Source organism: Aquimarina sp. Aq107 (assembly GCF_943733665.1).
Taxonomy (GTDB): domain Bacteria; phylum Bacteroidota; class Bacteroidia; order Flavobacteriales; family Flavobacteriaceae; genus Aquimarina.
Genome location: NZ_OX030782.1, coordinates 1815774 through 1832126, shown reverse-complemented (window position 1 = coordinate 1832126; position 16353 = coordinate 1815774). Strand labels below are relative to the sequence as shown.

Sequence of the window (16353 nt, the reverse complement as noted above, 5' to 3'; positions counted from 1 at the left end):
TAACTCGGTTGTAAAAACCAAATACAGTAATTCTTTATTTCCAATCAATTTTTAACTTTGTATCGATGGAACACTTCATAGTATCTGCTCGTAAATATAGACCTCAGACGTTTAAGGACGTTGTGGGACAACAGGCTATTACTAATACGCTGCTTAATGCTATAGAGAACAATCACCTTGCACAAGCCTTATTATTTACAGGCCCTAGAGGTGTTGGTAAAACATCTTGTGCTAGAATTCTAGCAAAAACAATTAATCAACAAGGACATGAAAATCCAGATGAAGATTTTGCATTTAACATTTTTGAGTTAGATGCTGCTTCTAATAACTCTGTTGATGATATCCGAAACTTAATAGATCAAGTTCGTATACCTCCACAAGTTGGAACTTATAAAGTTTACATAATTGATGAGGTACACATGTTATCACAAGCAGCTTTTAATGCTTTTCTTAAAACATTAGAAGAACCGCCAAAACATGCGATTTTTATACTTGCTACTACAGAGAAACATAAAATCATTCCAACGATATTATCTCGTTGTCAGATTTTTGATTTTAAACGAATAACAGTTACCGATGCAAAGAACCATTTAATGCAGGTAGCTGAGCAAGAAGGAATAACTGCTGATGAGGATGCTTTACAAATCATTGCTCAAAAAGCGGATGGTGCTATGCGAGATGCTTTGTCTATTTTTGATAGAGTTGTTAGTTTTAGTGGTAAAAATCTAACTCGACAAGCGGTTACTGAAAACCTCAATGTATTAGATTATGAAACGTATTTTAAGACTACAGATCTAATTCTGCAAAATAATATTCCTCAGTTGCTTTTAGAATTCAATGAAATTCTAGCTCAAGGATTTGATGGTCATCATTTTATAGCTGGTTTGGCTTCTCATTTTAGAGATTTATTAGTTTGCAAAAATCAAGCTACCATTAATCTATTGGAAGTTGGAGAACAAACAAAAGCCAAATATTTAGAACAATCACAAAAAGCACCACATCCATTTTTAGTTCAGGGAATTGAACTTACAAATGATTGTGATTTAAAATATAAAACAAGTCGTAACCAGCGATTATTGGTCGAATTATGTTTAATGCAACTTGCCTCTGTACTTACTAAAGACGGAGAAAAAAAAAAGGCCAGCCTTACATAATCCCTCCTAACTATTTCAAGGAAAAAGGAATACAACCAGTAAAGATTTCTCCAGAAGTTAAAGAAAGAGCTGAAGAAAAAGCTGCTCATAGTGAATCTGAGATTTCTATTTCTAAAGAAAATCCCGGTGTATCTGTTTCATCCACTCCTGTTGATGAAAAAAAACAAGAATCTCCTTCTCAAATTGCTAATACAGAACAAACAGCTACTATAGCTCCGACCACTTCGGAAAACAAACCTTCAATTAGAAATAGAACTGGTAGAACCTCTGGTTTATCACTAAGTAGTATTCGCAAGAAAAAAGAACACGCTGAGAAAAAAGTAGATACAATTGTTGATCCTAAAAATTTACCTAGTGATGATTTCACTGAAACAGAAATGCAAGCTGGTTGGGAAGAATATGGGAAAATGCAAGACAAAAAAGGGGAACGCATTATTGGCTCTATGTTCGCGATGAATATACCTACATTAAATGATGGTAAAATTTATTTAGAGTTACCTAATAATTCTATGAAAGCTGATATGGAGAGTGCACTACCTGGATTATTTCAGTTTCTTTACAAAAAACTTAATAATTATAGTATTGCACTTGATATTAAGGTAAACGAAGAGGCATCAAAAAAATATGCTTTTACTCCGCAAGATAAATACGAAAAACTTCGAGAAAAAAATCCTCTTATTGATAAATTAAGGTCTGATTTTGACTTAGATATTTAATAGCGTTTTGTTGAAAAATTATATAACTTAAGATTTCTAATAAACATGATTAAAATCTGGAGTCAACATTTCTTAGTTTAGAAAAACCTTTCTATCTGACTAATTAGCATTAGAAAAATCAAAATAGTAATTTTGCTTATTATAATTGAAACAAGATGATGCTAGGTTTAAAACTCCCAACTGATCCACGATGGGTAAATATTGTAGAAAAAAACATTGAAGAAATCCTTACGGATCATGCCTATTGTGAGCAAAAGGCAACATCAACTGCCATATCATTAATTGTTAGTTTCCCTGAGTATACAGAATTGGTACAGGAGATGACTAAACTAGTTAAAGAGGAAATTAGTCATTTTAAAATGGTACACGATAAAATCATTGCCCGTGGATGGACATTAGGTCGAGATAGAAAAGATGATTATGTCATTCAATTAGTTACTTTTTTCCCAAAAGGTGGTAGTAGAACTACACAATTAGTACATCGACTACTATATGCAGCCTTGATTGAGGCCAGAAGTTGTGAACGTTTTAAACTTTTATCAGAAGAATTAGAAGATCAAGAATTAGCTAAGTTTTACAGAGATTTAATGGTTAGTGAAGCAAATCACTATACTATGTTTTTAAACTTTGCTCGTCAGTATGGAGATCGCAAAGAAGTTGATCAAAAATGGCAGGATTTGTTGGATTTCGAAGCAGATATCATGAAATCTCTAAGTAAAAAAGAATCAATTCACGGTTAAGTATATAGTCACCACAACTAAATACCTGAATCTGCTTTATATTAGTTCCAGTAAAAAGTAATTATAATCTATATCCAACGGATAGTTGAATATTTCGGTTTGATCCGTCTATATTTACACCAGCTCCATCATCAAAAACATTAGACAACCCAAAAGCATAACGTAGATCTACAAAAAAATTATCTGTTATATTCGCTCCAATCCCTATAACTCCGGCAAAATCAAATGTACCAAAATCGGTATCACTAGATTGATTATCCTCCCATTCCCATATCTTAAGACCAACTTGTGGTCCTAATTGAACATTAAAAAGATCCGTAATATTATATTTTACCATTACAGGTAATTGAAGATAATTAACTCGTAAGTCTCTATCTTTATTTCCTTGTCCAGAATATTGAAATTCTGGTTGTAATCTTAATTTATCTGTTAATCTATAGTCCGCTAAAAAACCAACTACAACACCTATTCTACTCTGATCTAAATCCCCAGTAATATCATCAGAACTAATAGAACTTAAATTTGCTCCTATTCTAATTCCATATCTTGATTCCTGAGCTTTAATAGTAACAGTACCTATAAATAAGGTAAAAAGTAAAAGTAAAATTTTATTCATAACATAAGTATTTATAATCAATTTGGTTCTTAAAGCAATTTAACACAAAAAAAGTAATTTTAAAGATTGTGTAGGTACTTTAGACCAAATATTCGAATGATAAATCGACAAAAAGCCAATAAATTGATTTTTTATGTCTTTAATCGATTTTCTAATTTTTCACTATACAACGATTTTATAATCCCATCTGACAAACCAATTTTAGGAACAAAAATATCTTTAGCTCCACTCCATTTCATAGCTGATAAATATACTTTAGTAGCTGGTAATATAACATCTGCTCTATCTTGATTTAGGTTTAACTCCCATATTCGTTCTTCATAGGTTAATGAATTTAAAAGATCGTAATAAGAACTTAAATATAAAAACGATAATGGTTTTCCATTACTCTTTCCACTATTCTTAAAGATATTATTAATATTTCCACCAGAACCAATTAATGATAACCTGGAATATCCATTAGTAGTGTCCGTTATCCATTTTTCTACTTCTTTCCAAGTATTTTCTGAAACGACATTATTAAGCAACCTTACTGTACCTAATTTAAAAGATCTAGAAGCAATTGTGTTTCCGTTATGATAAAGTGTAAACTCAGTACTACCACCTCCTACATCTACATATAAATAAGTTGCATCAGTATTAATTAAATCATGAAGATCGGTCATTGCAATAATAGCAGCTTCATTAGTCCCATCAATAATATCAATCTGAATTCCTGTTTTCTTTTTAATTAGATCTACTACCTCCTTGCCGTTTTCAGCCTCACGCATAGCAGATGTAGCACAAGCTTTATATCTAACTACCTTATGAGTATTCATTAAAAGTTGATATGCTTGCATGGTATCAATCATCCTTTTAATATTCTCATCAGAAATTTTATTCGTCAAAAACACATCAGCTCCCAATCTAATAGGAACTCGCACTAGACTAGTTTTCTTAAACCTTGTGGTCTTCCCTTCTTCTTCATGTACACTACTAATTAGTAATCTAACAGCGTTAGAACCTATATCAATAGCCCCATATTTTTCTATAGTCAACAAAATATTTAATTTCCTAGTTTTCTTAAATAATAATCATACGTAGCAATTTGAGATCTCACTTTCGCATTGTCGTTTCGAATATACCCATTATCCTGATTTTCTGAAAGTTTTCGACCTTTCACATTATCACTCCAACAGATTTCGAATGTATCTATCAATTCATCTTTAATATCATCATCATAAATAGGGCAGGTAATTTCTACACGTCTATCTAAGTTTCTTCTCATCCAATCAGCAGATGATATAAAAACCTTAGGGTCTCCTCCATTTTCGAATATTAAAAGTCTTGGATGTTCTAAAAACTTATCTACCACACTGATTGCTCTAATATTTTCACTCATCCCAGGAATTCCTGGAATCAAGCAGCATATACCACGAATAATCAAATCAATCTTTACACCTGCTCTACTTGCCTCATAAAGTTTATCGATCATACTATAATCGCTTAAACTATTTAGTTTTAGTTTAATCCCAGCAGGTTTTCCTTCTTTACTATTCTCTATTTCAGAATCAATTAATTTAGTTAACGAACTTCTGGTATAATGAGGAGATACGAATAAATGTTTATATCTACTTACTTTATAGTTAATCTCAAAAAACTTAAATACCTTATTCGTTTCCTTCAAAATAGCTTCATTGGTAGTAAACAAAGTATAATCAGTATATATTTTGGCAGTGGATTCATTAAAATTCCCTGTACTAATAAATCCATATCTCTTTAGCTTACCTTTTTCCTCTCGTTCAATAACACAAGCTTTACAATGAACCTTTAAACCTGGAACACCAAAAATTAAGTTTACTCCTTCTCTTTGCATTTGCTCTGCATAACTAATATTTGCTTGTTCATCGAATCTAGCCTGAAGCTCTATCTGCACAGTAACCTTTTTTCCGTTCTTTGCAGCATTTATCAAAGAGCTAGCAATATGAGAAATACTCGCCAATCGATATATTGTAATCTTAATTGTCTTTACTTTTGGATCAATTGCTGATTCTCTTAGGAATTTAACTGTATAAGAAAATGTATGATATGGTGTATATTGTAAGTAATCCTTTTTAGCTATTTTGTCAAGAAGACTTCCTTGTAGACTTAATCCAGGAATTGTTAATGGAATCAATGATTGATATACTAATTCCTTCTTACCTAAATCAGGAAAATTCATATAATCCCTTCGATTATGATACCTACCACCAGGAATAATACTATCAGCATTATCAACTCCCATTTTTTCCATTAAGAAATTAAGTGTATCCTTATCTATAGTCTTATCGTATACAAATCGTACAGGTTCTCCGTCTCTTCTTGATTTTACACTACTAGAAATTTTTTCTATAAAACTTTTACTAAAATCATTATCAAAATCAAGCTGTGCATCCCTAGTAATCTTGATCATATGCGCAGAGGCACTTACATAATCAAAAATACTAAAGTTGATCTGCATACAATACCTAATAAGATCATCAAGAATGATTATATATTTTTTACCATCTTTCTCCGGTAATACAACAAAACGATCTGTATTCTTAGGAATCTCAATTAATGCATAGATTTTCTCCTTTGTTTTCTGCTGTAAAATCTTAGATATAGCACCTTCTTTAGGTATTTTATCTTTTAAAACCAATTTTACTGCTAAGTAAGCTACACTGTCTTTAAGGTGTGGAAACTTATCTAAATCATTTAAAATATAGGTTACCAAAGCAGGACTTACCTTGTCTACGAAATACCTGCGGATAAAACTATCTTGTTCTGGAGTTACTTGATTTTCATTAATAATAAAAATATTATGTTCCTTCAGTCTTTCTCCAATAGTATTAATCGTCTTTAAACTTTCCGCTTGTTGTTTAATAACTATTTTGGTAATTTGTTCTAATAATTCGCTTGCAGTTTTACCTTTAAGGACATTTTTACCATCCCTACCAGCAAGATCTATTCTTTTAATTGCCGCATAACGTACTTTAAAAAATTCATCTAAATTATTAGAAAATATACCTATAAATCTCAGTCTTTCTAATAAAGGAACACTATCATCAGACGCTTCTTGTAACACTCTAGCATTAAATTGCAACCAACTTAATTCTCGATTTATATATTTATTTACTTGATTTTCTACCATTTATCGTAAATCTTTGGGAAATAGAGTCAGTATGTTTTTTCCTACACTTACATCTTTCCAACTATCAATATCAAACTGAATACCTATAACACCTGCCGTTGGTAGATTATCTATCATTTCACTACCGTAAAGGTTTGCTATAGAAGTAAATGCGTGATTATGACCAAAAACCATAAGAGCATTTACTTTATCATCACAATTTTTAATTACTTCTATTACCTGATGTCCATTAAAATCATAAAGCTTTGGCTCTAAATTAAATATAGCGTCATCAACCTCTAGATTATCTAATATAATCTTTGCGGTACTTTTAGCTCTCTCCGCATCACTACTTATAACCTTATCTATAGTGTTTATGCGGTTTTTCAATTCTTTTCCGATCAAATCAGCATCCTTCAAACCTCGGTTATTCAAAGGTCTTTTATGATCATCTAAATCAAACTCCCAAGAGGATTTAGCATGCCTAATAATATATAAAGTTTTCATACTTCAGAAAAAGTTTAAGCAAAATAAAATTATACACGCAAGTTTAAGAATAAGCATTTACAATTCTATAAATAAAATGATAAAAAAGAATATTCGAAAAAAAACTATTTATAACTATGATTTTTACAAAAAGAAATTTAAAGGCATAACGGAACGAGAATTATCTACGAACTAAAACATAAATATGTGAAAATGAGCCGGGTAATACCCTACACTTAATCGATAAAAGCGTATTTTATATCGAAAAGAACAGATTTTACTTACATAATCAAATGTTAAAATTTAAATTTACCTACGGTTTCCCCTTAAAATGAAGACGTTTACCCCGATTAATTAAACGCAATTTAGTGACAAGATTTAAGTTATATATAATAGGGAATAAAAAAGGAAAAGTGGAAAAAATAAATAATCAAATACTAAATTATAGAAAAACGTATGTTAGTGTAATTCTGACCCTACTATGTTTTTCTTTTAATTTACATGCGCAAGTAGAGGTTCCTCTTGAGAAAAGAACGGAGTTTACCATCAAAGGTGACTTTAAATTCGTCTCTAATACTATTCTTGGTAAAGTAAGTAATGATGATGGAACAGATAAGTTTAATCCTAATAAAAGTTATAACAACGGAGGATTAAACAATCAATTTAGAATGGGATTTATTGATATAGATAATGATCCTTCTACTTTTAATTCTAGTAGTGCCGATCTTGATATTACTTCAGGATGTGCAGCTATCAAACATGTTGGACTTTATTGGACGGCTTCTTATGCAGATGAAAATAGAGAACACGATATCTCTTCTATCAAAATTAAATATCCTGGTAATAATTCTTATACGACAATTAAGAATGCTCAAATAATACATGACTATTATAATGATTCTAAATCTTTGTTTAAGCAATATTCTTGCTACAAAGACATTACAAAGGAAGTAATGAATTTAGAAGATCCAACTGGTACCTATACAGTTGCAAATATTCCCGCCACTACCTCTGAAGTTAATGATGATCCTACTCTTGGAAATGGTCTGGCTGGTGGATGGACAATGGTTGTTATTTATGAAGATAATTCCAAGCCTAGAAAACGTTTTTATGTATATGATGGTTTTGTTAATATTGATTCCAAAGCAAAACCAGTAGAATTCTCTTTTGATAATTTCCAAACAATTCCTGAAGGTGCTGTACATGGAAAAATTGGTGTTATTTCTTATGAAGGAGATAAAGGAATACGAGGTGATCGTTTTCAGGTGATGTCTAATGAAACTAATAAGTATAAAGGTATTACAGACAATACTAACCCAATGAACAATTTCTTTAATGCAAACATTACTGAAAACGGGAAAAACATTACTTCTAGAGTTCCTGCAAGTCAAAACACACTTGGGTATGATGCTGATTTATTTGATATAAAAAATCCTCGAAACAGTATTATAGGAAATAATCAAACTAAGTCTAGTTTTAGATTGCTTACAGATAATGATGGTTATTCTGTGATGGCTGTAGCATTCAGTGTAGAGATATACGAACCGGCTATTCAAATTATAAAAAGATCTCGTTATACAGATAATAGTTATGTTTTTCCTAATGATATTGTAGCACCGGATCAAGATATTGTTTACAGTTTAACTATAAATAATGATGGTAATGACGATGCTAAAAACACGGTTATAAAAGACATTTTGCCGGAAAACGTTTTGTTTTTCAAAGAATCAGTTGTACTTCCTTCTAAAAAAATAAAAGTATCATATGATGAACCAACAAGAACTGTAAGCTTCTCTGTACCTAATAAAATGGTAAAAATTGATAGCGAACCTTTTGAAATTCGTTATTCGATTAAAGTAAATACCAGTTGTGATTTACTAAATGAAACTGGCGAAATTACTATTGTAGATCAACCAGTGATTGCTGAGTTTAATGGTTCTCTTAATGAAACTAAAAAATTCAGTAAAGGATACAATCATATAAACAAATGTAATCTCCCTGATTATTATCAGCTTAAACTAGCTGTTGATATGAGTGGTTTAAATTGTCCTAATTTTAATACAGATTTCGCAACTCGCTCTAAAGAGTTAGATAAAAATATAGTAGAGTTAAGCACTTCAGATAAATCTGAGAACACGGGCAATACTGGAATTAACAATGAGGATATTGTTGATATCAGTACAGATCCTGAATCTAATTTAGATTCTTCAATTTCTTTAGATAAAACTATTAATGATCTTATTAAGTTAAATGAAATATATTTTGAGTTTGACAAATGGGATATTACAGAAAGAGCTATTGTAGAATTAGATAAGGTCGTATCGTTAATGAATAACGAATACCCAGAAATGGTTATAAAAATAGAAACTCACTCGGATAGTCGTGGAGATACCGATTACAATCTTACATTATCCCAAAAAAGAGCTGAGTCTATTTATAAGTATCTGATTAGTAAAGATATTTCTGAAAATAGAATTCTATCTTATATTGGTTTTGGAGAGGCTAAACCTGTAAACAAATGTAAAGATGGTAAAGACTGCTCTGAAGAAGAATATCGAAAAAACCGTAGGTCTAGTTTTGTGATCATGTAATTTTAATTTCTAGACAAGAAATTTAATTACTTCTATCTAATTACGGTGACAGCCTATTTGTTAACCAGTTGTTACCTTTATGTTGTTGGCTATATCGAATTCTATCGTGAAGTCTATTTGGTCTTCCCTGCCAAAATTCAAATTCTATTGGGGTCACACAATACCCACCCCAAAAATCAGGCTTAGGAATTTCTTTTCCCTTATATTTCTCTTCTAATGCTAGTAATTTACTTTCTAAAAAAGCTCTAGACTCAACAATACTACTTTGTTCAGAAGCCCAAGCTCCCAATTGACTTCCCCTTGGTCTAGAATTAAAATAATCGCTACTTTTTTGTTCTGAAATTCTATTAACTACACCTTTTATAATTACCTGACGTTCTAAGTTAGGCCAAAAAAAAGAAATACAAACTTTATTATTTGCAGCCATAGCTTTTCCTTTTTCAGATTCGTAATTGGTATAGAACACAAATCCTTCTTCATCGAAATGTTTAAGCAACACAATTCTTGTTTTAGGATAACTATCTAAGCCAAAACTTGTTAAACTCATCGCATTAGTCTCTTCTACTCCGCCTGCCTCTTCTACTTCTTTAAACCAATTAGAAAATAAACGAAATGGAGAAACTGGTAATTCGTTTTCTTCTAAAGCCTTTTTATCATAAGATTTTCTATAACCCGTAAGATCTCTATTCATTATTTTATAATTAGCACATTTATAGTTTAAATGTAATATGAAAAAACGTATTTATTTCTTTAGAATTCAAAAACTTTACCATCATCTCCTATTTCAACATTATCAAATACTGTAGAAGCTTCTTCTTTAAACTTTTCTATATTATCATATCTCGTAGAGTAGTGACCTAAAATAAGGTTTTCTACATCTGCTTTACTTGCTATTGTAGCTGCTTCGATAGCCGTACTATGACCAGTTCTCTGACACAAGTGCTTATGACTTTCTAAAAAAGTTGATTCGTGATATAGAGCTGTTACTTTATTTAGTAAGGAAATTTTATCTTCATCATATCTAGTGTCACTACAAAAAGCATAACTTTTTACCGGGGATGGATCATCCGTTAGCTCTGTATTAGGAATAACATCACCGTTTTGTAATATAACATCCTTTCCTTTCTTAATAGACTTATAATATGCTTTATCAATATCATAATTAAGAACTTTACTCATTAATAACTTTCTATCTCCTAATTTTTCTTGAAAAAGAAAGCCATTACAATAAATTCGATGTTGCAGTGGTATCGTCCGAACTGTTACTTTTTCGTCCTCGAATACTAATTCTGAATCTGTATTTGTAAGTTCATGAAAATGCAATGGATAATCTGTCCAAGAATTAGAAAGCTTAAGCTGTAGTGTAATCGCTTCTTTTATTCCTTTGGGCCCATATATATGAAGTGGGTTTTCTCTATTTAGCATTCTAAATGTAGAAACCAAACCAACAAGTCCATAAAAATGATCTCCATGAAGATGCGAAATAAAAATATGATTAATTCTAGAAAATTTAATCTTATTCCTTCTAAGTTCTACCTGTGTGCCTTCTCCACAATCAATAAGAAAAATATGATTATTTATTTCTAATACTTGTGAAGTTGGATTCGTAAATGTTCTTGGTGTCGCAGAGTAGCAACCTAAAATTGTTACTTTCAATTTTATATATCTTAAATTTAAAAAGTTTCAAGATAATCTAATCTAGCAGATTAATCTATATCAGTTTCCAAAAGAATCAAATGTCGTTAGCAAATCCATATAACGTTTTGCCGACATCTTCCTATATCCGGTACCACCAAGAACTGTTCCTTCTTTGTTTATAACCAGCATAACCGGAAATACCATTTTTTTATTAAAACGTTCAGCTAATTCGTAGTTCTTTTTACTTTGTTCTTCTGGTAATCTATTTTTCTTTCTTTTAGGAAAATCAGCTTTTAACCAAACAAACTTTTTATCTGCAAATTTTCTGAATTCTGGATCAGAAAATACTTTTCTCTCTAATTTAATGCAAGGTGGACACCAATCAGATCCAGTAAACAGTAAAACAATATTTTGATCTTTTTCTTTCGCTAACTTTATTGCTTCGTCGAAGTCATATTTCCAGTCTTGCGCATGAATATTACCTGAAACAAAGAATATCAACACAAGAATAAATGGGGCTAATTTATTCATAAGTATTATGACGTAAAAAATTACTTTAGATTACAGAATTAATTAAAATATTTTTTAAAAATCTAGATCTCTTTCTATTTCCTCCATCTCAATTAGGTCTAAAGCCTCTATTAAAGTTGGTACAACAGTAATTTCTTTTGGCGCTTCGTCATAAGAAACCTTATCGGTAACAATTACAAAAGAGCGTTTATTTGATTTATGTTTGTTAGAAACTCTAAGAAATTCATTAACATCATTGACAGATAAATCCTTTAACGAAAACAAGTTAGCTACAATATTGTCGTTTTTCATTGATTCATATCTATCTTCAATTCCTTTTACGAACTCTACTACAGTCGCTTTTTCCTGTGTTATTATGGTTGTAGAACCTTCTTTATTGAATATCATAAGTTTATTGTTTTATTTTCGAAGCCAAAAGATAAATGACAGCCATTCTCACTGCTACCCCGTTTTGAACCTGATCTAATATTATGGCTTGTTTAGAATCAGCTACATCACTCGTGATCTCAACACCACGATTGATAGGTCCAGGATGCATTATTACAATCTCTTTATCAAGGCTATCCAATAACCTTTTATTTACTCCAAATTGTTGGGTATATTCCCTTGTAGATGGAAAATAACTAATCTCCATTCTTTCATTTTGCACTCGTAACATATTTGCTACATCACACCATTGGAGCGCTTTTGTAAGATTTGTTTCTACAGTAACACCAAGTTTGTCTATATATTTTGGTATTAGTGTTTTTGGTCCACAGACCTTTACTTCTGCTCCTTGTAGTTTAAGAGCAAAAATGTTAGAAAGTGCAACCCTAGAGTGCAAAATATCACCAACAATAACAACTTTTTTCCCTTCTACTTCTCCAAATTTTTCTCTTATAGAATACGAATCCAACAACGCTTGAGTTGGGTGTTCATGAGCTCCGTCTCCAGCATTTACAATACTTGCATTTACGTGCTTTGATAAAAAAACACCTGCTCCAGGATTAGGATGTCTCATTACAACCATATCCACTTTCATCGATAGGATATTATTAACCGTATCTATAAGTGTTTCTCCTTTTTTTACCGATGATGATGCTGCAGAAAAATTAATAACATCTGCAGATAATCTTTTCTCCGCCAATTCAAATGACAATCTTGTCCTTGTGCTATTCTCAAAAAAAAGGTTAGCTATTGTAATATCCCTAAGCGAAGGGACTTTTTTAATTGGTCTATTAATCACCTCTTTAAAGTGATCAGCTGTTTCAAAAATGAGATTAATATCTTCTTTAGTGAGATATTTAATTCCTAGTAAGTGATTTACACTTAATTCACTCATTCTTCTCTTTTGTTATTATATTTCTAATGTATGAATATACTTCAGAAATTATTGAACTTTAATTATTTACTAAATAAACTGCATCTTCTCCTCCATTTTCTACCCAATGCACCTTTACCTTTTCTTGATTAATAGCATCTACCTGCCGACCTCTATAATTAGGTTGAATTGGTAAATGACGACTAAAACGTCGATCAATTAATGTAAGTAGCTCTATTTCTCTTGGTCTACCAAAAGACTGTATTGCAGTTAATGCAGATCTTATACTACGACCTGTATATAGAACATCATCAATAAAAACAACTCTTTTATCCTCTACTGTAAAATCAATATGTGTTTTATTTGCTTCTAAAGGCTTTTCTCCTCTTCTAAAATCATCTCGATAAAAAGTAATATCGAGGTGTCCCATTTTTACATTAGACAACCCATAATCCCTAACTAAGACTTCCTTTATTCTATCCGCTAAAAAGATACCTCTTGGTTGTACTCCGATCAGAACAGTGTCTTCAAAATGAGTATGATTTTCGATTAATTGACAAGCCAAACGGTGCAGAATAATATCTATCTCCTTTGCACTAAGTAGTAATTTCTGACTCATAATCTCCAAATAGACATTTGGTATACAAAAGTAATGAAAATTTAGAATTAATCAATCCTAAGTCTAGTTTTAAAATATCCAGATCAACACTCAATAATAAAATGACTGTATAACCTTTTCTATTACAAAACAATAAAAATAAAGACTACTATTCTTTTATTTCTATCCATGGGCCAAATGGCATTGGAAAACTAGGAGCACTTGCTGGTGTTGGATAAAAGTTTTTATAAGGATTTTTATAATCATATATTTTACCCGATTTTTTATCAATTTTATATGTTATCGAATATCTATCATAGATCTGCATATCATAATAGTTCTTTTGTTCTCTAATAATAGTATATATCTGTGACGATGTTCTGATGTGATATTTAGGGTTATTGGTATTATTCAATTCCAATACATGATCAATAGCGGCTTTAGTATTATTAGTAGATCGATATAAATAAGTTGAAGAAAAACCAGATCTAGAAGTTTCATTCTCAGAATTCCTAACTACCGAACCACCACTACCAGAAACTCTATCTATAGACACTTTTGCAACAACCTGAAAATAAAACTCTTCTCCATAAGCAAGGTATTTTATTGGAGAACGTTCCCTGAATTCTACCTTTACTTCCGCATTATTGTACCAAACAGAAATAAGGACGTTCTCGTCATTAATAAGAGATTCAGTATCGTTACTAATTCCGTTTGCCGCAATATCCACAATAGTAGCTCTACCTAATTCTATGGTTTGATTAACTTTTTCTTTGAATATTTTTAATTCCTCTTCGGTATGCATATTCTGACTATTCAATAAATTTATAAACAAAATATTTAAAAATAAGACCCACAGACTCTTCTCCATTATTAATCAATTTACTGCAAATTTCGATAAAACATTCAATCTCGAACACACCAAAACCAGTATAAGCTACATCCCTTTTTTCAGTTAAATTATAAAAAAAGACCGTTCATATGAACGGTCTTTAATATTTATTATGAAAATAAAGAGATTATTAGTTACCTCCTTTTTCCATTTTAGCTTTAAGATCTGCTAACGCATCGATATCACCAAGGGTGGTTTTCTCTGAGTTACTAGCAGCAGCTTTCTTAGCAGCTTGCTTAACAATCTTAGCTTCTTCTTCTTTAAATAAAGCAGTATGCGAAGCTACAACTCTTTTGAATTCTTTGTTGAACTCAATGATTTGGAACTCAGCCTCATCTCCTTTAGTAAGTTTCTTACCGTCTTCTTTTTCTAAGTGACGTGAAGGTACAAAAGCAACAATATCTTCATTGAACTCAATTGTAGCACCTTTGTCTACAATCTCTGCAATAGTATTAGTATGCTTAGTTCCTACAGCAAACTCTTTTTCATACTTATCCCAAGGATTATCCTCAGTTTGTTTATGTCCAAGACTTAATTTACGTCCTTCTACATCTAATTCAAGAACAACAACATCAAGCTTATCTCCAACATTTGTAAAGTCAGATGGGTGCTTGATTTTCTTAGTCCAAGAAAGATCAGAGATATAAATTAAACCATCGATACCTTCTTCTAACTCTACGAAAACTCCAAAGTTAGTAAAGTTACGAACGATACCAGTATGTCTAGAACCTACAGGATATTTGGTAGTAATATCAGTCCAAGGATCTGGAGTTAATTGCTTAACACCAAGAGACATCTTACGCTCTTCTCTATCTAAAGTAAGAATCACAGCTTCTACTTCATCACCAACTTTAACAAAGTCTTGTGCTGAACGTAAATGTGTTGACCAAGACATTTCTGAAACGTGGATCAATCCTTCTACTCCTTCTTCTACTTCGATAAATGCACCGTAATCTGCAATTACAACTACTTTACCTTTTACTTTATCACCAACTTTAAGTTCGTTGTCAAGAGCTTCCCAAGGATGCGCTTTTAACTGCTTAAGACCTAATTGGATACGTGTCTTAGCCTCATCAAAGTCTAAGATTACAACATTCAATTTCTGATCAAGCTCAACAATCTCATTTGGATGGTTGATTCTAGACCAAGAAAGGTCAGTAATATGAATAAGTCCATCAACTCCTCCAAGATCAACAAATACACCGTAAGAAGTAACATTCTTAACAGTACCTTCTAATACTTGACCTTTTTCTAATTGACCAATAATTTCTTTCTTCTGCTCTTCGATATCAGCCTCGATAAGTGCTTTATGCGATACAACAACGTTTTTGAATTCGTGATTAATTTTAACCACTTTAAATTCCATTGTTTTACCTACATATGCATCATAATCACGGATTGGCTTTACATCAATTTGAGAACCTGGTAAGAATGCTTCAATTCCGAAAACATCTACAATCATACCTCCTTTAGTTCTACACTTAACAAAACCGTTTACGATTTCGCCAGTATCGTGAGCATTATTAACTCTATCCCAAGCCTTGATTACACGAGCTTTACGGTGAGATAATATCAACTGACCTGTTGCATCTTCACGCACATCAATTAATACCTCAACCTTATCACCTACTTTAAGATCTGGGTTGTAACGAAATTCATTTAATGAAATAACACCTTCACTCTTTGCGTTAATATCAATAATAGCATCACGATCTGTAATGTTAATTACTGTACCATCTACTACTTCATCATTTAGGGTGTCAACAAAGTTTTCTGCAACTAGCTTTTCAAACTCTTCAAGTTTAGAATCTGCGATTGGGTCAATACCTTCCTCGTAGTTGTGCCAGTTAAAATCTTTTAAAAATTGCTCAGGATTTTCTTGTTGAGGAGATACAGCTGGAGCTGCCTTTGGAGCCTCTACTTCCTGAACGTCTGTGTTTTTTGTTTCTTCAGACATTGAA

The 16353-nt window shown here is 31.6% G+C and carries 14 protein-coding genes and 1 pseudogene; 3 read left to right on the top strand and 12 right to left on the bottom strand.

The window, feature by feature from the left end; genetic code table 11:
- Positions 1-65 precede the first annotated feature (65 nt).
- A pseudogene (locus NMK29_RS07560) lies at positions 66-1870 on the top strand (DNA polymerase III subunit gamma/tau).
- 158 nt (positions 1871-2028) lie between these two features.
- Entirely contained in the window at positions 2029-2610 is a 582-nt protein-coding gene (locus NMK29_RS07555) for a tRNA-(ms[2]io[6]A)-hydroxylase (RefSeq protein WP_027391215.1), read from the top strand.
- A gap of 61 nt (positions 2611-2671) precedes the next feature.
- Here NMK29_RS07555 and NMK29_RS07550 read toward each other — a convergent pair whose 3' ends face one another.
- The 4 genes from NMK29_RS07550 to NMK29_RS07535 all read right to left on the bottom strand — a co-directional run bounded on the left by NMK29_RS07550 (position 2672) and on the right by NMK29_RS07535 (position 6863).
- Positions 2672-3226 (bottom strand): porin family protein, encoded by a 555-nt coding sequence (locus tag NMK29_RS07550; protein ID WP_108804461.1) that lies wholly within the window; start codon positions 3224-3226, stop codon positions 2672-2674.
- A 131-nt stretch (positions 3227-3357) separates the two neighbouring features.
- Positions 3358-4266 carry a Ppx/GppA phosphatase family protein gene (locus NMK29_RS07545; RefSeq protein ID WP_108804462.1) on the bottom strand — a complete coding sequence of 303 codons (909 nt, stop codon included), beginning with the start codon at positions 4264-4266 and terminating at the stop codon, positions 3358-3360.
- Positions 4267-4271: 5 nt separating this feature from the next.
- Positions 4272-6377 carry a polyphosphate kinase 1 gene (ppk1, locus tag NMK29_RS07540; protein ID WP_108804463.1) on the bottom strand — a complete coding sequence of 702 codons (2106 nt, stop codon included), beginning with the start codon at positions 6375-6377 and terminating at the stop codon, positions 4272-4274.
- Positions 6378-6863: a histidine phosphatase family protein gene (locus NMK29_RS07535; protein WP_108804464.1), complete on the bottom strand. Its 486-nt coding sequence runs from the start codon at positions 6861-6863 to the stop codon at positions 6378-6380.
- A gap of 392 nt (positions 6864-7255) precedes the next feature.
- Between NMK29_RS07535 and NMK29_RS07530 the strand changes: the two genes are divergently transcribed.
- Positions 7256-9433, top strand: a complete 2178-nt coding sequence (locus NMK29_RS07530; protein WP_159092294.1) for an OmpA family protein — start codon at positions 7256-7258, stop codon at positions 9431-9433.
- Between the two features lie 40 nt (positions 9434-9473).
- Here the strand turns inward: NMK29_RS07530 and pdxH are convergent, their stop codons facing one another.
- From pdxH to rpsA, 8 genes are all read right to left on the bottom strand, one after another.
- Positions 9474-10124, bottom strand: coding sequence for a pyridoxamine 5'-phosphate oxidase (gene pdxH, locus NMK29_RS07525; RefSeq protein WP_108804466.1), 651 nt, complete (start codon positions 10122-10124; stop codon positions 9474-9476).
- 59 nt (positions 10125-10183) lie between these two features.
- Positions 10184-11089, bottom strand: coding sequence for a ribonuclease Z (locus NMK29_RS07520; protein WP_108804467.1), 906 nt, complete (start codon positions 11087-11089; stop codon positions 10184-10186).
- Positions 11090-11149: 60 nt separating this feature from the next.
- Complete coding sequence (locus NMK29_RS07515) at positions 11150-11602, bottom strand: thioredoxin family protein (RefSeq protein ID WP_108804468.1); 453 nt, start codon at positions 11600-11602, stop codon at positions 11150-11152.
- A gap of 54 nt (positions 11603-11656) precedes the next feature.
- Complete coding sequence (locus NMK29_RS07510) at positions 11657-11989, bottom strand: ribonuclease Z (protein WP_108804469.1); 333 nt, start codon at positions 11987-11989, stop codon at positions 11657-11659.
- A gap of 4 nt (positions 11990-11993) precedes the next feature.
- A complete protein-coding gene (locus NMK29_RS07505) occupies positions 11994-12923 on the bottom strand; it encodes an aspartate carbamoyltransferase catalytic subunit (RefSeq protein ID WP_027391198.1) in 930 nt (309 codons plus the stop codon).
- Positions 12924-12981: 58 nt separating this feature from the next.
- Entirely contained in the window at positions 12982-13521 is a 540-nt protein-coding gene (gene pyrR / locus NMK29_RS07500; protein ID WP_027391197.1) for a bifunctional pyr operon transcriptional regulator/uracil phosphoribosyltransferase PyrR, read from the bottom strand.
- Positions 13522-13669: 148 nt separating this feature from the next.
- Positions 13670-14371 carry a hypothetical protein gene (locus NMK29_RS07495; RefSeq protein ID WP_159092295.1) on the bottom strand — a complete coding sequence of 234 codons (702 nt, stop codon included), beginning with the start codon at positions 14369-14371 and terminating at the stop codon, positions 13670-13672.
- Between the two features lie 151 nt (positions 14372-14522).
- The gene (gene rpsA / locus NMK29_RS07490) at positions 14523-16349 is read right to left on the bottom strand and encodes a 30S ribosomal protein S1 (RefSeq protein WP_027391195.1); all 1827 of its coding nucleotides are present in this window, start codon (positions 16347-16349) and stop codon (positions 14523-14525) included.
- Between the last annotated feature and the right edge of the window lie 4 nt (positions 16350-16353).